General features: G+C 69.0%; 13 protein-coding genes. 7 read left to right on the top strand and 6 right to left on the bottom strand.

The window, feature by feature from the left end:
* Positions 1 to 321: 321 nt before the first annotated feature.
* The gene (locus GWG54_RS06345; RefSeq protein ID WP_167936978.1) at positions 322 to 678 is read right to left on the bottom strand and encodes a hypothetical protein; all 357 of its coding nucleotides are present in this window, start codon (positions 676 to 678) and stop codon (positions 322 to 324) included.
* Between the two features lie 205 nt (positions 679 to 883).
* Between GWG54_RS06345 and GWG54_RS06340 the strand changes: the two genes are divergently transcribed.
* Complete coding sequence (locus tag GWG54_RS06340) at positions 884 to 1,999, top strand: tRNA (guanine(26)-N(2))-dimethyltransferase (RefSeq protein ID WP_167936977.1); 1,116 nt, start codon at positions 884 to 886, stop codon at positions 1,997 to 1,999.
* 95 nt (positions 2,000 to 2,094) lie between these two features.
* Positions 2,095 to 3,402, top strand: a complete 1,308-nt coding sequence (locus tag GWG54_RS06335; RefSeq protein ID WP_167936976.1) for a YihY/virulence factor BrkB family protein — start codon at positions 2,095 to 2,097, stop codon at positions 3,400 to 3,402.
* Positions 3,403 to 3,489: 87 nt separating this feature from the next.
* Here the strand turns inward: GWG54_RS06335 and GWG54_RS06330 are convergent, their stop codons facing one another.
* Together GWG54_RS06330 and thsB are read right to left on the bottom strand one after the other, a co-directional pair.
* Positions 3,490 to 3,630, bottom strand: a complete 141-nt coding sequence (locus tag GWG54_RS06330) for a hypothetical protein (protein ID WP_167936975.1) — start codon at positions 3,628 to 3,630, stop codon at positions 3,490 to 3,492.
* A gap of 340 nt (positions 3,631 to 3,970) precedes the next feature.
* The gene (gene thsB, locus GWG54_RS06325; protein ID WP_167936974.1) at positions 3,971 to 5,638 is read right to left on the bottom strand and encodes a thermosome subunit beta; all 1,668 of its coding nucleotides are present in this window, start codon (positions 5,636 to 5,638) and stop codon (positions 3,971 to 3,973) included.
* Positions 5,639 to 5,927: 289 nt separating this feature from the next.
* Here thsB and GWG54_RS06320 point away from each other — a divergent pair, with 289 nt between their 5' ends.
* From GWG54_RS06320 to GWG54_RS06300, 5 genes are all read left to right on the top strand, one after another.
* Positions 5,928 to 6,857, top strand: a complete 930-nt coding sequence (locus GWG54_RS06320) for an NAD-dependent epimerase/dehydratase family protein (protein ID WP_167936973.1) — start codon at positions 5,928 to 5,930, stop codon at positions 6,855 to 6,857.
* Between the two features lie 102 nt (positions 6,858 to 6,959).
* Entirely contained in the window at positions 6,960 to 8,123 is a 1,164-nt protein-coding gene (locus GWG54_RS06315; RefSeq protein WP_167937036.1) for a lysylphosphatidylglycerol synthase transmembrane domain-containing protein, read from the top strand.
* Between the two features lie 7 nt (positions 8,124 to 8,130).
* Complete coding sequence (locus tag GWG54_RS06310; protein WP_167936972.1) at positions 8,131 to 9,297, top strand: alpha-1 4-glucan-protein synthase; 1,167 nt, start codon at positions 8,131 to 8,133, stop codon at positions 9,295 to 9,297.
* 25 nt (positions 9,298 to 9,322) lie between these two features.
* On the top strand, positions 9,323 to 10,444 hold the full coding sequence (locus GWG54_RS06305) for an extracellular solute-binding protein (RefSeq protein ID WP_167936971.1): 1,122 nt from the start codon (positions 9,323 to 9,325) through the stop codon (positions 10,442 to 10,444).
* Positions 10,445 to 10,459: 15 nt separating this feature from the next.
* The gene (locus tag GWG54_RS06300; protein ID WP_312854258.1) at positions 10,460 to 12,664 is read left to right on the top strand and encodes a glycosyltransferase family 39 protein; all 2,205 of its coding nucleotides are present in this window, start codon (positions 10,460 to 10,462) and stop codon (positions 12,662 to 12,664) included.
* A 41-nt stretch (positions 12,665 to 12,705) separates the two neighbouring features.
* Here GWG54_RS06300 and GWG54_RS06295 read toward each other — a convergent pair whose 3' ends face one another.
* The 3 genes from GWG54_RS06295 to GWG54_RS06285 all read right to left on the bottom strand — a co-directional run bounded on the left by GWG54_RS06295 (position 12,706) and on the right by GWG54_RS06285 (position 15,669).
* On the bottom strand, positions 12,706 to 13,353 hold the full coding sequence (locus GWG54_RS06295; protein ID WP_245242760.1) for a dolichyl-phosphate hexose transferase: 648 nt from the start codon (positions 13,351 to 13,353) through the stop codon (positions 12,706 to 12,708).
* A gap of 151 nt (positions 13,354 to 13,504) precedes the next feature.
* Positions 13,505 to 15,139, bottom strand: a complete 1,635-nt coding sequence (locus tag GWG54_RS06290; protein WP_167936969.1) for a GMC family oxidoreductase — start codon at positions 15,137 to 15,139, stop codon at positions 13,505 to 13,507.
* On the bottom strand, positions 15,136 to 15,669 hold the full coding sequence (locus GWG54_RS06285; protein ID WP_167936968.1) for a gluconate 2-dehydrogenase subunit 3 family protein: 534 nt from the start codon (positions 15,667 to 15,669) through the stop codon (positions 15,136 to 15,138). Before GWG54_RS06285 ends, GWG54_RS06290 begins: the two co-directional genes overlap by 4 nt.
* Between the last annotated feature and the right edge of the window lie 128 nt (positions 15,670 to 15,797).

The raw sequence follows: 15,797 nt of genomic DNA, 5'->3' as shown, positions 1-15,797 counted from the left end.
TCACTCTGTCTGCTCACGGGCACGAAGTGCCCGTTCACGGTTCACGTCGTTCCCCGTTCACATTGCGGTTCTCGCTCACTACGTTCGCTCCGAACCGCGCACCGTTCGCATGGTACGCGGGACCTCCGGTCCCGCGCTATTCGCTCATCCCTCGTGCGGCATCGTCGACCGCCCTCGCTTGTGCTCGGTCGATCGACAGCGCACGCCACCGCAGGAAGAGAGATCGACCCGAGTTCGGTCCGCCAACTGATACACGGTTCGCCTGTATCTATCACTTCGACTACTTCGAAGGCTACGAGAAGGGTTCTATGGCACGCTCGTTCAAAGCAGCTCACGGACGTCGGAGTACCACATGTCGTGGTAGTCGACGTGGCCGACGCGGCGGGCGATCGCCACCGCGAGGGCGTGCCAGCAGAGGTCGGTCGGATCGTCGTCGTCGAGGTTGTACTCGGTGTCCTTGCAGGTACAGCCCCCGTCCTCGACGATGTACTCGTCCTCGTAGCCGACGACGATCGTGAAATCGCGGTAGGATTTCACCCGGTGTTCGCCGACGGCCTCGATGGCCCGAACCCCGCGGTCGCCGTGACACTGCGAGATCCGCTCGACCAGCTCCGGCGTGAGTTCGCCCGTCTCCTCGAGCCGGGCCTGCCAGCGCTCGACGGGGTTCGCGTTCGACACGTCCGGAACTGAGCGTCGGACTGTAAAATCGGTTCGGTTGTCGGACGACGGCGGGCGCGCGGTGGCGGGCCCGTTCCCCCGTCGTCGTCGATTTCGCCGTCCGTTCGGTGCGTCCGGGCGACGGCCGATACCGAACATCGTCGCGATCGGCCCCGCGGCGACTCGAGATCACGCCGCTTTTCGAGGTCGGTCGACGAGGAGGAGTATGCGCGTCACCGAGGGCGGAATCGAGCTCGAGGTCCCCGGCGAGCAGACCGAGGGGATCGAGGAGTCGGTGTTCTACAACCCCCGCCAGGAGCTGAACCGGGATCTGACGATCGCGACGCTGCGGGCCTACCGGGAGCGCGAGCCGCGAGCGGAGTCGTACCTCGACGCGATGACCGCGAGCGGGGTTCGAGGGGTGCGGGCGGCCGCGGACGGCTGGGACGTCACCTGCTGCGACGTCGACGAGGAGGCCGTCTCGCTCGCCCGCAGCAACCTCGAGCGAAACGGCCGCGAGGCCACCGTTCGCAACCGCGACGTCAGCGCGCTCATGCACGACGAGGTCTTCGACGTGATCGACCTCGACCCCTACGGGACGCCGATGCCCTTCGCCGACGCCGCCGTCGCGAACTGCCGTGATCTGGTCTGTGTCACCGCGACCGACACGGCCCCACTGTGTGGCGCTCACTTCAACAGCGGCGTTCGCTCCTACTCCGCGGTGCCGCGAAACACCGACTACCACGCCGAGATGGGCGTTCGCATCCTGCTGTCGGCGCTGGCCCGAAGCGGGGCCCGGTTCGACGTCGGCGTCGAGCCGATCCTGACCCACGCCACGAGTCACTACGTGCGGACCTACCTCGAACTCGAGCACAAGCCCACCGCGGCCGACGCCGCCCTCGAGGAGCTGGGTCACCTCTCCCACTGCGAGGACTGTCTCTACCGCGAGACCGACCCGGGGTTGATCGCCGACCCGCTCGAGCGCTGTCCCCACTGCGACGGCACTCGCATCCTCGTCGCCGGCCCGGTCTGGCTCGGCCCGATCCGCGACCGCGAGTTCGTCGCGGACGTTCGCGAGCGGGTTCCCGACGGCTTCGGTACCGCCGAGAAGGCCCGGGAACTCTGTACCGAACTCGAGACCGAACTCGACGAGCCGACCCACTACGACCAGCACAAGCTCTGTCGCGAGTGGGGCCTGCCCGCCAACGCCATGGACGACTTTCTCGCGGACCTCCGCGCGGCGGGCCACCAGGCCTCGCGGGCCCACTACGGCGGGACGACGTTCAAGACGACGGCGTCGGTCGGGGAGATCCGGGAGGCGACCGCGGGCTCGCTGACCTAACCTGGTTACTCGCAGGTGGAGCCGTCCGTCCTCGAGCGCTTTTGCAGGCCAGTGCCACACGACCGCATATTTGATCGGGACGCGAACGTCGACCCGTGCCCGACTACAGCCGCGCTCGCGAGTTCGCGACCCAGTTCGTTCGACTGGCACAACGCGAGCAGCTGACGCTTCTCGCCGCGGGTGTCGCCTTCTACGCCTTCCTCTCGCTCGCCCCGCTGGCGCTGCTGTCGCTGGCCCTCGCCGCCTCGATCGGCGGGGAGGCCTTCGCCGCGCAGGTGGCCGTGTCGACCGAGGACGTGCTGACGCCGACCGCCCAGGCGTTGCTCGCGGAGACCATCACGGACGAAACCGGCCAGCAGGGGGCGACGGTCGTCGGCGTCCTCGGCCTGCTCTGGGGCTCGAGCCGCGTGTTTCGCGGCCTCGACCGCGCCTTCTCTTCGGTGTACGGGACCGTCGCCGTCAAGTCGCTGGTCGCTACCGTTCGGGACGCCGCGATCGTCGCCGTCGCGATCGCGATCGGTCTCTCGGTCGTCGCCGGGATCGAGGTGGCGGTTCGGCTCGTCCCGTTCAGCGGACGGCTCGTGATCGGGCCGCTGTTCGTCGTGCTGACGCTGATCGCCGCGTTCCTGCCGCTGTACGTGATCTTTCCGGACTCGAACGTCGGCGTCTGGGAGGCGCTTCCAGGGACCGTCCTCGCGGCGCTGGGCTGGCTCGCGCTCGGTCGAACGTTCTCGCTGTACGCGGCTCTCGCCGGGGAGTACGCCGTCTACGGTGCCCTCGGGGCCGTCTTCCTCGTTTTAGTCTGGCTGTACGCCGGCGCGATCATTCTCGTCTCCGGCGCGACGCTGAACGCGGTCCTCGCCGGTCGGGAAGCGGACCGGCAGCTACAAAGTCCCCGCGCTCGACAGCTTTCGACAGAAGCGATGACTGACGACGCCACGGGTGCCGACGAGGGGACCGCGCGCGATCGCCCGGAGTCGGACGATGCGGATCGGACGAGGACGTACTCGAGCGCCCGGACTCGGGACCGGGCGGACGACGCCGACGCGCTCCGCGAGGAGATCGAACGGCTTCGCGACCGCGTCGACGAGTTCGAGACCTCGGTCGAACGCCGCACGGTCGAGAAGGAGTCGCTCCAGGCCGAGCTCAAGCGGTACGTCCGTCGCCGCGTACGGCGCGGTCACGCCCACGGCTGGGGCCCCTATCTCGTCTTGCTGTACGGGACCGCGATGTCGATCGCGGCGTTTTACTTTCTCACCGGCGGCTGGGCGATTCTCGCGATGCTGGTCGTCTGGACCTCGACGCTCGGCGTGTACGTCCTGATGGTGTTGCTCGGCGCCGGACTCACCGTGCTCGGCGTTCCCGGCCGCCTCCGAAACCGGGTCGGCGAGTGGCGGTCCTGAACCGGGGCCGACCCCCGATCGTGTCGACCGCATCGCCCCTAACCCGACGCGAACCGCGGGCGATCGTCGACGGAGTCCGAGTGTCGGTTACCGAATATAGAGGACGATCGCCCCGAGCGCGAGCAATAACAGTCCCCACCACAGCGAATCGCCGGGCATGACCTTCAGGATGAGCGTCACGATACCCGAGGAAAACAGCGACCAGCCGATAGTCGTCCGGTATGCCATAGTCGATGAACGCGCTCGAGCAGGATAGTTCACCGGCCTGCCGGACCATTCGCGAGTACGTCCGTAGAACCCGAACCGGCAGCTGACGGTTCGCCGAGCGACCGATACCGATCGGTACCGCAGGTCAGATCCAGCAGGACGGCGACGTGCCTCGGAACCAGCGCGGAAGAGACGGCCGTCTTCAGTGTGACGAGCGGTCGTGCTCTACGATCGCTCCGACGGGTCGGCCAACGTCCGGCAGCGGCTCGAGGCGATCGACGCCGCGAAAGAATCGAGGTCGCAAGCGGTCGGCGAGCGATGCAGGCGTTCCGTGGAGAGTAGCGCGGTGAGCGGACCGAGCTTACATCGCGCCGCCCATGCCACCCATACCGCCCATACCGCCCATGCCGCCGCCGGGGGCGCCTTCCTCGTCGCCGCCCTTGTCCGTCGAGAGGTCGCCGGCGGAGATGATGTCGTCGATCTTGAGCACGAGGTTCGCGGCCTCGGCGGCGGAGGTCACGGCCTGCTCCTTGGCGTGGGCCGGCTCGACGACGCCGGCTTCGAAGGTGTCCTCGACGTCGCCCGTGAGGACGTTCAGACCAGCCGTCTCGTCGTTCTCGTCGTGGGCCGCACGCAGGTCGACGAGCGTGTCGATGCTATCGAGTCCGGCGTTCTCGGCGAGCACGCGGGGGACGAGCTCGAGCGAGTCCGCGAAGGCCTCGACGGCCAGCTGCTCGCGCCCGGAGACGGAGTCGGCGTAGTCACGTAGACGCGAGGCGAGCTCGACCTCGATGGCGCCGCCGCCGGCCAGCACGCGGCCGTCGGAGACGGTCTGGGCGACGACGTCGAGCGCGTCGTTGACGCCGCGCTCGAGCTCGTCGACGACGTGGTCGGTCGAGCCGCGCAGCAGGAGCGTGACGCCGTGGGCGTCGTCGCCCTCGACGTAGAACAGCTCGTCCTCCTCGTCACGGGTGACGTCGCCGTGGCCGAGGTCCTCGCTCGTCGCGTTCGCGAGATCGGAGACGATGTTCGCGCCGACGACCTCCTTGAGGAACTCGAGGTCGGACTTCTTGGCGCGACGCACCGCGAGGATGCCCTCCTTGGCGAGGTAGTGCTGGGCGAGGTCGTCGATGCCCTTCTGGCAGAAGACGACGTCCGCGCCGAGGTCGGCGATCTTCTCGACCTTCTCCTTGAGCTGTTTCTCCTCGCGGTCGAGGAACTGCTGGAGCTGGTCGGGGTCGGTGACGGAGACCTCGGTGTCGATGTCGGTCTCCTCGACCTCGATCGGCGTGTTCAGCAGCAGGATGTCGGCGTCAGTCGCCTCGGTGGGCATGTTGTCGTGGACGGGATCCTTGTCCACGATGCCGCCCGTCAGCAGGTCGGACTCGCCGGCGCTGCGGCCGGTCTGGGTCTCGATGTTGAGGAACTCGAGGTCGACGACGTTCTCGCCGTCCTCGTTCTCGACGGTGACCTGGCTGATCGCCTCGATGATGAGTTCGGCGAGGTGTTCCTTGTTGACCTCGGTGCCCTTGCCCGTCATCGACGTCTCGGCGACCGACTGGAGCAGTTCCTCGTCGCTGGTGTCGACGTCGGTGGCGATGTCGTCGATCTCCTCGCGAGCCTGCTCGCTGGCGAGGTGGAAGCCCTTGATGATCGCCGTCGGGTGGATGTCCTGCTCGAGGAGGTCCTCGGCGTTCTTCAGGAGTTCGCCCGCGATCGCGACCGCGGTCGTGGTACCGTCGCCGGCCTCGTCCTCCTGTGTCTCGGCGACCTCGATGATCATCTCGGCCGTCGGGTTGTCGATGTCCATCTCCTGGAGGATGGTGACGCCGTCGTTGGTGATGGTTACCGAGCCCATCGAGTCGACGAGCATCTTGTCCATCCCCTTGGGGCCGAGCGTCGAGCGGACGGCCTCGGCGACCGCTCGAGCGGCGCGGATGTTGTAATCCTGCGCGTCCTGGTCCTTGACGCGCTGGGAGTCCTCGCTCATCACGATCATCGGCTGTCCCTGCTGCATTCGCTGGCTCATAGTCAGCCGATTCATTGATTGTCCTTCTACATAAATCCACCGCTATCGAACACGGGCGGGGAGTCGAGACTGACCGGAAACCGAGAGGGAAATCGCAGTAGTGCGGACCGGTACCCCTCGAATCATGCGCAGTGATACCACGGTACTCGACGGGGAACAGAAGCCGACGAGCAGTGTTATTTAAGTAGGATTTTCGGACCAGAAGTCGTCCACGTCGGCTCGAGTCCCACGGACCGCGGATCGCACGGAAACGCGACAGGGTTAACCCGCCGTCCGCGAATCCACGCGTATGGCCCTCTCGAACCGTCGGGCGCTCGTGACGGGCGGCGCCGGATTCATCGGCTCGCACCTCGTCGAGCGCCTGCTCGCCGACGGGGCCGACGTGACGGTCGTCGACGACCTCTCCGGCGGCGACCCGGATCGGGTTCCCGACGGCGCCGATCTTCTCGAGGCCGACCTCACGTCGCCGGACGCGCTCGAGGGACGCCTCGCGGACGTCGACCTCGTCTTCCACCTCGCCGCCTCGAAACGCGTCGACACCGACCGCCCCCACGCGCAGTTCGACGACAACACGCAAATGACTCGGAACCTCCTCGAGGCGATGGCCACGGCCGACGTGACCGAGATCGCCTACACCTCCTCCTCGACGGTCTACGGCGAGGCGCCGCGGCCGACGCCGGAGGACTACGCGCCCCTGGAGCCGATCAGCGCCTACGGCGCGAGCAAGCTGGCCGACGAGGGGCTGCTCTCGGCGCGGGCCCACAGCCACGACCTGACCGTCTGGAACTTCCGGTTCGCGAACGTCGTCGGCCCGCGCCTGCGCGGGGCCGTGATCCCCGACTTCGTCGAGAAGCTCCGGGAGGATCCCGAGACGCTGACGATCCTCGGCGACGGGCGCCAGGAGAAATCCTACCTGCACGTCGAGGACTGCCTCGACGCGATGTTCCACGTCGTCGAGCGCGCCGACGCGGCGATGAACACCTACAACCTCGGCACCCGCACGACCACGTCGGTCGACCGCATCGCGACCATCGTCGCCGACGAGATGGGTCTCGGGCCCGACCTCGAGTACACCGGCGGCCGGCGGGGCTGGACCGGGGACGTCCCGAAGATGCGCCTCTCGATCGAGAAGCTCTCGGCGCTGGGCTGGGAGCCCGCGCTCTCGAGCGACGAGGCGGTGCGGCGGGCGACCCGCGAGCTACTCGACGAGCTGGAGTAACCGCCGAGATATGGAGACGGAAAGCCGACCGAGAGAGGCTGTCCCGCCCCCCGAGGCGAGTTTTAGGTGGACTTAACTATCTGCGCTCGAGAGCACTCGCCAGTGAACGGCGGCGAGCGATCGCACCCCGCGGGGGTCGACGAGTCGGGCGAAGCGGGAGCCGACAGCGACGGGCTCGCGGCGGGGCTGACCCGCCGCCGGCTGACGATCGGCGGAACGGTGGTGGTCGCGCTCGGGCTGCTCGTCGTCGCGCGCGAACTCGACGTTCGAACCGTCGCCGCCGAGATGGCGGGCGCCGATCCGGGCCTGCTGGCGCTCGCCGTCGGGGCGTACGCCGTCTCGTGGCCGCTTCGGGGGCGCCGGTACGGGGACATCCTGGGGGCGATGGGCCACCGTCACGGCACGGCGTTTCTCACGATGGCGGTGTTCGTCAGCCAGACGGCCAACCTCGCGATTCCGGCACGGGCCGGCGACGCGGCGCGCGCGTACGTTCTCGCGACCCGTCGGGGGGTTCCCTACCCCGCGGGGTTCGCGTCGCTGGTCGTCGAGCGGGCGTTCGATCTGGTGGCCATCGCCGTCCTCGCGGCCGTCGCCGCGGCGTGGCTCGCCCTCGGCGGCGCGGGCCCGATCGAACTCGCCGCTGCGGCCGGCGGCGCCCGAACCGCGATCCTGGCGGCGGCGGCCGTGAGCGCGGCGACCGCCGGCGTCGGTCTGGTCGTCGTCGCGTCCGCGCGCGTGGATCGCGACCTCGGCGCGGGGCTCCGAGCGCGGGTCGAAGGTCGACCGCGACTCGAGGGACTTCTCGAGGCCGCGCTCCGATTCGGGGCCGACGTGCAGGTCGTCGCGGAACGGCCGCGCGCGCTGGTGGCAGTCGGGGCGACGAGCCTGCTGGTCTGGCTGCTGGACGCTCTCACCGCGGTCGCGGTCCTCGCGGCGCTGGACAGCGGACTCGCCGTCGGCTCCCTGCTTGCGGTCGGGACGCTGGCGGTCAGCGTGGGCAACCTCGCGAAGGTGTTGCCGCTCTCCCAAGGCGGCGTCGGCCTCTACGAGGCCGCCTTTACGGCGCTGGTCGTCGGGCTCACGCCCGTCGGCGCGGGCACGGCGCTTGCGGCCGCGATCGTCGACCACGCGCTGAAAAACGCCGTGACGCTGGTCGGCGGCGCCGGGTCGGTCGCCGCGCTCGGCGTCTCGGTCTCCGAAGCGGCCGGGGGCGAGCCCGACGGAACGGACGGAACCGGCAGTTTTTTAGGCTCGCCTAAAAAATAGCGGGCCAATGAGTCAGGACGTCTGCGTCGTCGTTCCCACGATCCGCGAGTACGAGTGCATGCGCTCGTACTTCGAGAACGCCCGCCGACACGGGTTCGACCTCTCGCGGCTGCACGTCGTGCTCGTCACCGAGGACTTCTGCGAGACCGACGCGATGGAACGCATGCTCGAGGAGGAGGGGGTCTCGGGCGAGGTCTTCGACGGCTCCCGTCGCGAGGAGTGGTACGCCGAGCACGGAGTCGAGAAGTATAGCCACGTCGTCCCCGCGGCGAGCCACGCCGAGACGAGCTTCGGCCTCCTCTATATGTGGGCCCGCGAGGAGTTCGAGTACGGCTTCTTCATCGACGACGACACCCTTCCCCACCCCGACGAGGACTTCTTTGGCACCCACCTCGAGAACCTCGCCTTCGGGGGCGAAATCGAGGAAGTCGCCTCGGACGAGAACTGGGTCAACGTGCTCTACCAGAACGCCGACGAGCACGGGCTCTACCCCCGGGGGTACCCCTACTCGGCGATGGGCGAGACCGTCGAGACCGACACGACCGAAATCGAATCCGGGCAGGTCGTCGCTTCTCAGGGGCTGTGGACCAACGTCCCCGACCTGGACGCGGTGCGAATCCTCATGGACGGCGACCTGGAGGGCCAGGCCCAGACTCGGACCACGGCCGAGGACTTCGACGGGGACTTCGTCGCCGCGCGGGGGAATTACCTCACGGTCTGCTCGATGAACCTCGCCTTTCGCCGCGAGGTGATCCCCGCGTTCTACCAGCTGCCGATGGACGACAACGAGTGGGACGTGGGTCGGTTCGACGACATCTGGTCGGGCGTGTTCTTGAAGCGGGCCTGCGACGTCCTCGGCGCGCGCATCTACAACGGCGCGCCGCTGTGCGAACACAACAAGGCCCCCCGCAGCACGTTCGACGACCTCAACAACGAGGTCCCCGGCCTCGAGCTCAACGAACACCTCTGGCGCGTGATCGACGACGTCGGCGACGGGGCCGAGTCCTACGCCGAGGTCTTCGAGGTGATGGCCCGCGAACTCGCCGACGGCGATTGGGACGAGTACAACAACGGCGCGTTCTTCACCCACGTCGGCGAACGCATGCTCGAGTGGCTCGAGTGTCTCGAGGCGCTCGAACGACCCGCGCCGATTGCCGCGAATCGACGGATATAAGATTGTTTAGGTTAGCCTAAAACCTATGACGCGACGAATCACCGCGGACCGCCGATCGTTTCTGGTCGGCGCCGCCGCCGTCGGGACGGCCGGGCTCTCGGGCTGTCTCGGACTGATCGGAAGCGAAGAGGATAACGACCAGCAAAACCCGTTCGGCCAGTTCGGCTCCGGACGGGAGGGCCGACCCGAGCCAGGCGGCACGTCGATCGAGGACCTGCCCGACCTCGAGGGCGAGCTCCACGTCTACTCCGGACGCAACGAGTTCCTAGTGGGACCGCTCGTCGACGGCCTCGAGGACTACTACGACGATTTCGAGCTCAACGTTCGGTACGACGGCTCCTCGGATCTCGTCAACCAGATCTCCGAGGCGGGCGACGCGACCGAAGCCGACGTCTTCTACACGGTCGACGCGTCCGCGCTCGGCGCGCTCGCCGACGAGGGGCTGACCCGTTCGATCTCGGACGACCTCGCCGACCTGGTTCCCGAGCAGTTCCGCACCGACACCTGGATCGGCACCTCCGGTCGCGCCCGAACGGTCCCGTACAACACCGACGCCGTCGACGAGTCGGACCTCCCCGACGGCATCATGGACTACCCCGAGTTCGAGGGCACCCTGGGCTGGGCCCCCTCGTACGGCTCCTGTCAGTCCTTCGTCGCCGCGATGCGACAGCTCGAGGGCGACGAGGCTACCCGCGAGTGGCTCGAGGGCGTCGTCGACGCGGGAATCCAGGAGTACGACGACGAGCAGCTGGTCACTAACGCGGTCAACGACGGCGAGATCGACGCCGGGTTCACCAACCACTACTACATCCAGCGGGTCATCGACGGCTCGTCGGATCCGTCGATCGCCGCGGCGTTCACCGAGGGCGACGCGGGCGCGGTGTTCAACGTCGCCGGCGCGACCGTCACCGAGGCCGCCGCCGACCCCGACCTCGCGGATGCGTTCGTCCAGCACCTGCTCTCGGCCGAGGCCCAGGAGTACTTCGCCGTCGACACCTTCGAGTACCCGATGATCTCCGGGGTCGACCCCTACGGCGAACTGCCGCCGGTCGACGAGCTGAACGTCCCGGATATCGATCTGTCCGAGCTGTCTAACATCGAGGAGACGGTCGACTTCATGCGCGAGGTCGACGGAATCACCCTCTGAGTCCGTCGCAGCCCCGTGACGCCGATCCCCGAACCGATTCGTAACCGGTTTTCGCGCTCCCGGCTCGCGACCCTCTCGCACCGCCGCGAACGCGCCGCCGCGGCTCTCGTGGCCCTCTGTGCGGGCGTCGCGGTCTTCACGCTCGCCACCGAGCTGTTTCCCTACCACTCGAGCAACGACGACGAGGCCGTCTACCTCCTGCAGGCCGCCATGCTGCTCGAGGGCCAGCTCGAGATCCACGCGGGCGAGCTGGCGGACGCGTTCCGACCGTGGTTCTTCGTCGAGGACGGCGGCCGGCTCTACCCGAGGTACTCGCCGGTTCCGGCGGCGATGTACGCGGTCTCGATGGCGCTGTTCGGCGAGCCGCGAGTGACGCTCACGGTCGTCGCGGCGGCCAACGCCGCGCTGGTGTACGTGCTCGGATCGACGGTCTTCGAGCGCCGCGTCGGCGTCGTCGCCGCGGCCGTCTTCGCGTCCTCGCCGATGGCCCTGCTCGCGACGTCGGTCTTTCTGCCGTACGCGCCGACGACGCTACTGAACCTCTGCTTTGCGGTCTGGTACCTCCGGGGCGTTCGCTCCGGACGGCTCCGACACGCGGCGCTCGCCGGGACCGCGATCGGGCTCGCGTTCTTCGCCCGGCCCTACACCGCCGTCCTGTTTGCGGCCCCCTTCATCGGCCACGCGCTCTGGACGATACTGCGGTCGGTCCGGACGGAGTCGACGCCGCTGCGACCGCTGCCGGACCCGATCCGCCGAAACGCGGTCACCGCCGCCGTCGGCCTGTCGTTCGTCGGGCTGGCGCTCGTCTACAACGCCCGTCTCACCGGCTCGCCCCTCCTGTTTCCCTTCCAGGCGTTCGCGCCGCTGGACGGTCCCGGCTTCGGCTACCGCCAGCTCAGGGGCCACGCCGTCGAGTACACTCCCTCGCTCGCGGTGCGGGCCAACGGGTACGTCCTCCGCTATTTCGCCACCCGCTGGTTCTCGGCGGGAGCGGTCGGGACCGTCGCCGCGCTGGCGGGACTCGCGCTCGCGGTGCGACGGTGGCGCGGGTCCGGGACGCCGACTCGAGACGCCGGCGGATCCGCCGGCTCCGCTGCTCACGACCGAACCGCCGGCGTCCTCCTGGCCTGCCTACTACTGACCGTCCCCCTGGGCAACGTCGCGTTCTGGGGCAACTACAACGTCCTCGCGACGATGACGGATCCGACCGACGGGCTGCTCGCGCAGTTCGGCCCCGTCTACCACTTCGACGTGCTGGTGCCGCTGTCGATCTTCGCCGCGTTCGGACTGGTGGCGGGCTGGCGTCGGCTCCGCGACGGAGCGGTCCGCGGCCGACTCGAGGCGCTGGCGTCGCCGCGGTCGGCCCGGGCGATCGCGCTCGCGGTCCTCGTCGCCAGCGCGCTCGTCGTCGGCGCGGCCAACGCCGCCCTCCTCTCCGCTCCGATCGATCGCAACGCCGCCCACACCGATCGGCTCGAGACGGCCTACGAACCGTTCGAGGAGGCAGACCTCGAGGACGCGCTCGTGTTCCAGCCGACGCCGTACGGCCAGTGGCAGAACCACCCGTTCCAGGCGCTGCGGAACGATCCGGGACTGGACGGCGAGACTGTCTACGCGCTCGAGGGCCCCCCCGAGCGGGAGTTCGCAGTGCTCGACGCCTATCCGGATCGAGACTACTACCGGTACACCTACCACGGCGAGTGGGGGGACTCGCCCGACGACCTCGTCCCGACGCTCCAGCCGCTGACGGTCCGCGAGGGCGAGGCGTTCGACGGCGAGACCGTCGTCGGTCTCCCCGAGCGGGTCGACCGCGCGACGGTTGGCCTCGAGACCGCGGACGGAAACGCCAGTTATCGGATCGACGACCCCGACGATCGGATCGCCGTCGAGTGGGGCCTCGAGTCCGGCGGGACCGACGGCGGCGTCGCCCGCCTGAACGCGCCGGGCGACGACCCGACGACCGTCCCGCTCGAGGAGACCGACGAGGTCGTCCTGACGGTGACGCTCGTCCAGGAGACGGGCGTCTCCGCGACGTTCACGTACCGCCAGGAGACGGCCGTCCGGGCGACCACGGATGGCCTCGAGGCGATCCGGCCGTCCGAGCGAACGGCGTGTCGGCTGGTCGAGGACTGCGGCACCGAGGGGACCTACCTCCCGAACGAGTCGACCTCACACGCGGAGTGGGTGACCTTCGAGACGAGCCTCGAGCCGGAGGGCTGACTCGAGCGTCGAACGCGGCCGAAAACCGTAGCGCAGGTCGACTACCGGAACCGCTCCTCGAGACAGACTTTGACGATCGATTTGGCGATCTCGGCGCCGCCCTGAATCGGGTCGAGTTTCGTCTCGCCGGCGCGCTCGCGGTACTCGATAGGGTGTTCGCGGACGTCGTACCCCCGCAGCAGCGGTCGGATCAGGAGCTCGGCCGAGAGGCCCGTATTTTCGGTCCACTCGATGGACTCGACGATCTCGCGGCGGTAGGCCCGCATCCCGGTGGTCGTGTCGTGGACGCGAGTCCCCATCAGGACGCTCGCCAGCGCGGCGAAGGCGTGGTTGCCTAGCCGATTGAACGCCGGCATGGCGTCGGCGCCGTGGTAGAGGCGGTCGCCGCTGACGACGTCGTACCCCTCGTTGATCAACTCGAGGAACTCCGGCAGCTGTTCCATCGGGTAGGTGTCGTCGCAGTCGGTCGTCACCACGATGGGACGGTCGGGCTCGAGGATCGCCGCGCGGACGGCGACGCCGTACCCCTGCGGGGGCTGTTCGATCACCGTCGCGCCGTGCTCGCGGGCGATCTCGGGCGTGCGGTCCGAGGAGCCGTCGACGCAGACGACCTCGGCCTTCCCGTCCGTGACCGCCTCGACGTCCGCCAGCACTGTTCCGATCGCTTCCTCCTCGTTGTAGGTCCCCATGACGACGCTGACGTCCTCGAAGGTGTACTCGCCGCCGTCGGTCGCACCGTCGACGGCTCCGTTCGCCCCCGGTTCGTTCCGCTTCTCGCTACTCATTGGCGGTACTCTCTGGCCGCCGCACTTATACTTTTAGGTTAGCCTAAAGTAACGGTTACAGCGACTCGCGAACGTCGTCGGCCGCTTTCAGCGCGAGGGCGGCGATCGTCAGCGTCGGGTTCATTGCCCCGCCGGTCGGGAAGACGCTGCTCGAGGCGATCCAGCAGTTCTCGAGGTCGTGGGTCCGCAGGTCCGGACCTACCACGCTCTCGGCGGGATCGTCGCCCATTCGCGTCGTGCCCATGTGGTGGTAGGCGGGGCCGGTGTCCTCGGGCCCGACCTGCCAGGTGATCTCGGCGCCGAGTTCCTCGAGGATCCGCTCCTGAATCTCGTTGACCCGCTCGATGGTCTCCAGGGCGCGATCGCCGATCGTCCAGTGGACGTCCGGCACCGGATTGCCGCGGTCGTCGGTCTGCTCTGGATCGAGCGCCACGTAGCTGTCCTCGCGGGGGAGTTGCTCGACCAGCGCGCCCATCCCGACGTGGTTCCCGTACTCCGCGCGCAGGCGCTCGAGGAGGTCGTCGCCCCAGTCGTCGCCCGACAGCGCCAGCCCGACGGGCGAGGGACCGTCGTAGTTGAAGAACTCGAGTTTGAACGGGGCGATCTCGTCGTCGGCGTCGTCGTAGAACTGGTGGGACTCGCTGGTGAGAAAGCCGACGTGGTTCTGCCGAGTTGGTTCCTCGAGGACCCCGCCCGTGCCGGCGAAGCAGTGGTCCATGAAGAACGTCCCGACCAGGCCGCTCGAGTTCGCCAGCCCGTCGGGGTAGCGACTCGACTCCGAGAGCAGGAGGAGGCGGGGGGTCTCGACGCCGCCGCAGGCGATCACGAAGGCGTCGGCTTCCTGGCGGTGCTCCTCCTCGCCGGGGGTCGCGTAGACGGCCGCCTCGATCCGCTCGGCGCCGTGCTCGAGGCGCTGGACGGGAACGCGGTCGAGCACCGTCGCGCCCGCCGCCTCGGCGCGCTCGAGGTGGACGGTCGCGTCGTACTTCGCGCCGGAGGGACAGACGGGCTGGCAGGTGCCGTAGCCGACGCAGGCACTGCGCCCGTCGTAGGCCTCGGAGTTTCGCGCGTTCGGCACCGAGTGCATCGCGATTCCCAGTTCGTCGCAGGCCTCGGCGAACAGCCCGTCGCTGTAGGAGGGCCGGAACGCCGGCATCGGGTGGGGCTGCTCCCGTGGCGGCGCGAAGGGGTTGTCGTTGGCTCCCGAAACCCCGAGTTCGCGCTCTGCCTCCGCGTAGTAGGGTCGCAGGTCCGCGTAGTCGATCGGCCAGTCCGCGCCGACGCCGCGGGCGCTCTCGGAGTCGAAATCGTCCTCGTGGAGGCGCATCACCATCCCCTGCCAGTGCAGCGTCGATCCGCCGACGCCCTTGACGCGGGCGTGGTTCAGGGGGTAGAACCGCTCGCCCGACGACGTGTGGGCGTCCCGATCGGGGTCGCCGTCCCAGACGGCCGGCCGATCGTAGGCGGGTCTGATCGCCCGCTCCTGGCGGGCGAGCCGATCTGCGGGGTCGAACCGGGGTCCGGCCTCGAGGACGACGACCTCCAGGCCCGCCTCGGCGAGCTTGGACGCGACCAGTCCGCCGGCCGGCCCCGCGCCGATCACGCAGACATCGGCGTCCGCGACGGGGGTTCGATCGAGTTCCTCGTCGAGCGGCGCCGCAGCCTCCGCGGGCGGACGATCGGCGCTCACGCCTCCGGCCCCCGCCGGTACGTCTCGAGCCCGCCCGCGTGACCCTGCGGGTTCTCGAGGCCGACCAGTTCGCCCCCAGTCGGCGAGGCGTACAGCGCGAGCAGCAGTTCGTTGACGACGTAGTAGCGGATTCGCTCGGCGGTCGTCCCGTCGGGGTCCTCGTCGGCGGTGTCGGCACCGACCTGCTCGAGAACGCGCTCGCGGTCCGCGACCGAAAGCGCCGCGAAGGCGTCGTCGTACCAGCTCTTGGCGCGGTCGTCCAGTTCCGCGACGGCCTCCTCGAGCGCCGTCGCGTGGGCCGGCTGCTCGAGGCGTCCCTCGAGGAAGGTCTCGACGAACTCCCGCGTTCCGGATACCTCGCTCGGGTAGACGACGGCCGCGGCGGCCACCTGCGTTTCGCGGATCCGTTCGGCGTCGACTCCCCCGTCGGCGTCGGGATCGCGCCCCAGCCAACCGACCCCGAGCGCGGCCCCGCCGCCAACCCCGAGCGTGGCGAGGGCGGCGACCGCGTCGCGTCGTGTCAGCTCCATACGAGCGGATTAGGTAAACCTAAACCTTATACTCGTTGGAACGAGATACCCGGGTATCACGACGTCGGGCCTCCCCCTCGGCGCCGTCGATCGCGTCCGGACCTTCGTCGACGGCGGCTCGGGGACTC

Origin of the sequence: Natronococcus sp. JC468, assembly GCF_012163165.1 — an archaeon.
Lineage (GTDB): Archaea > Halobacteriota > Halobacteria > Halobacteriales > Natrialbaceae > Natronococcus > Natronococcus jeotgali.
Note: the sequence above shows the minus strand (reverse complement) of the source record. Positions and strands in the feature narration are given on the sequence as shown.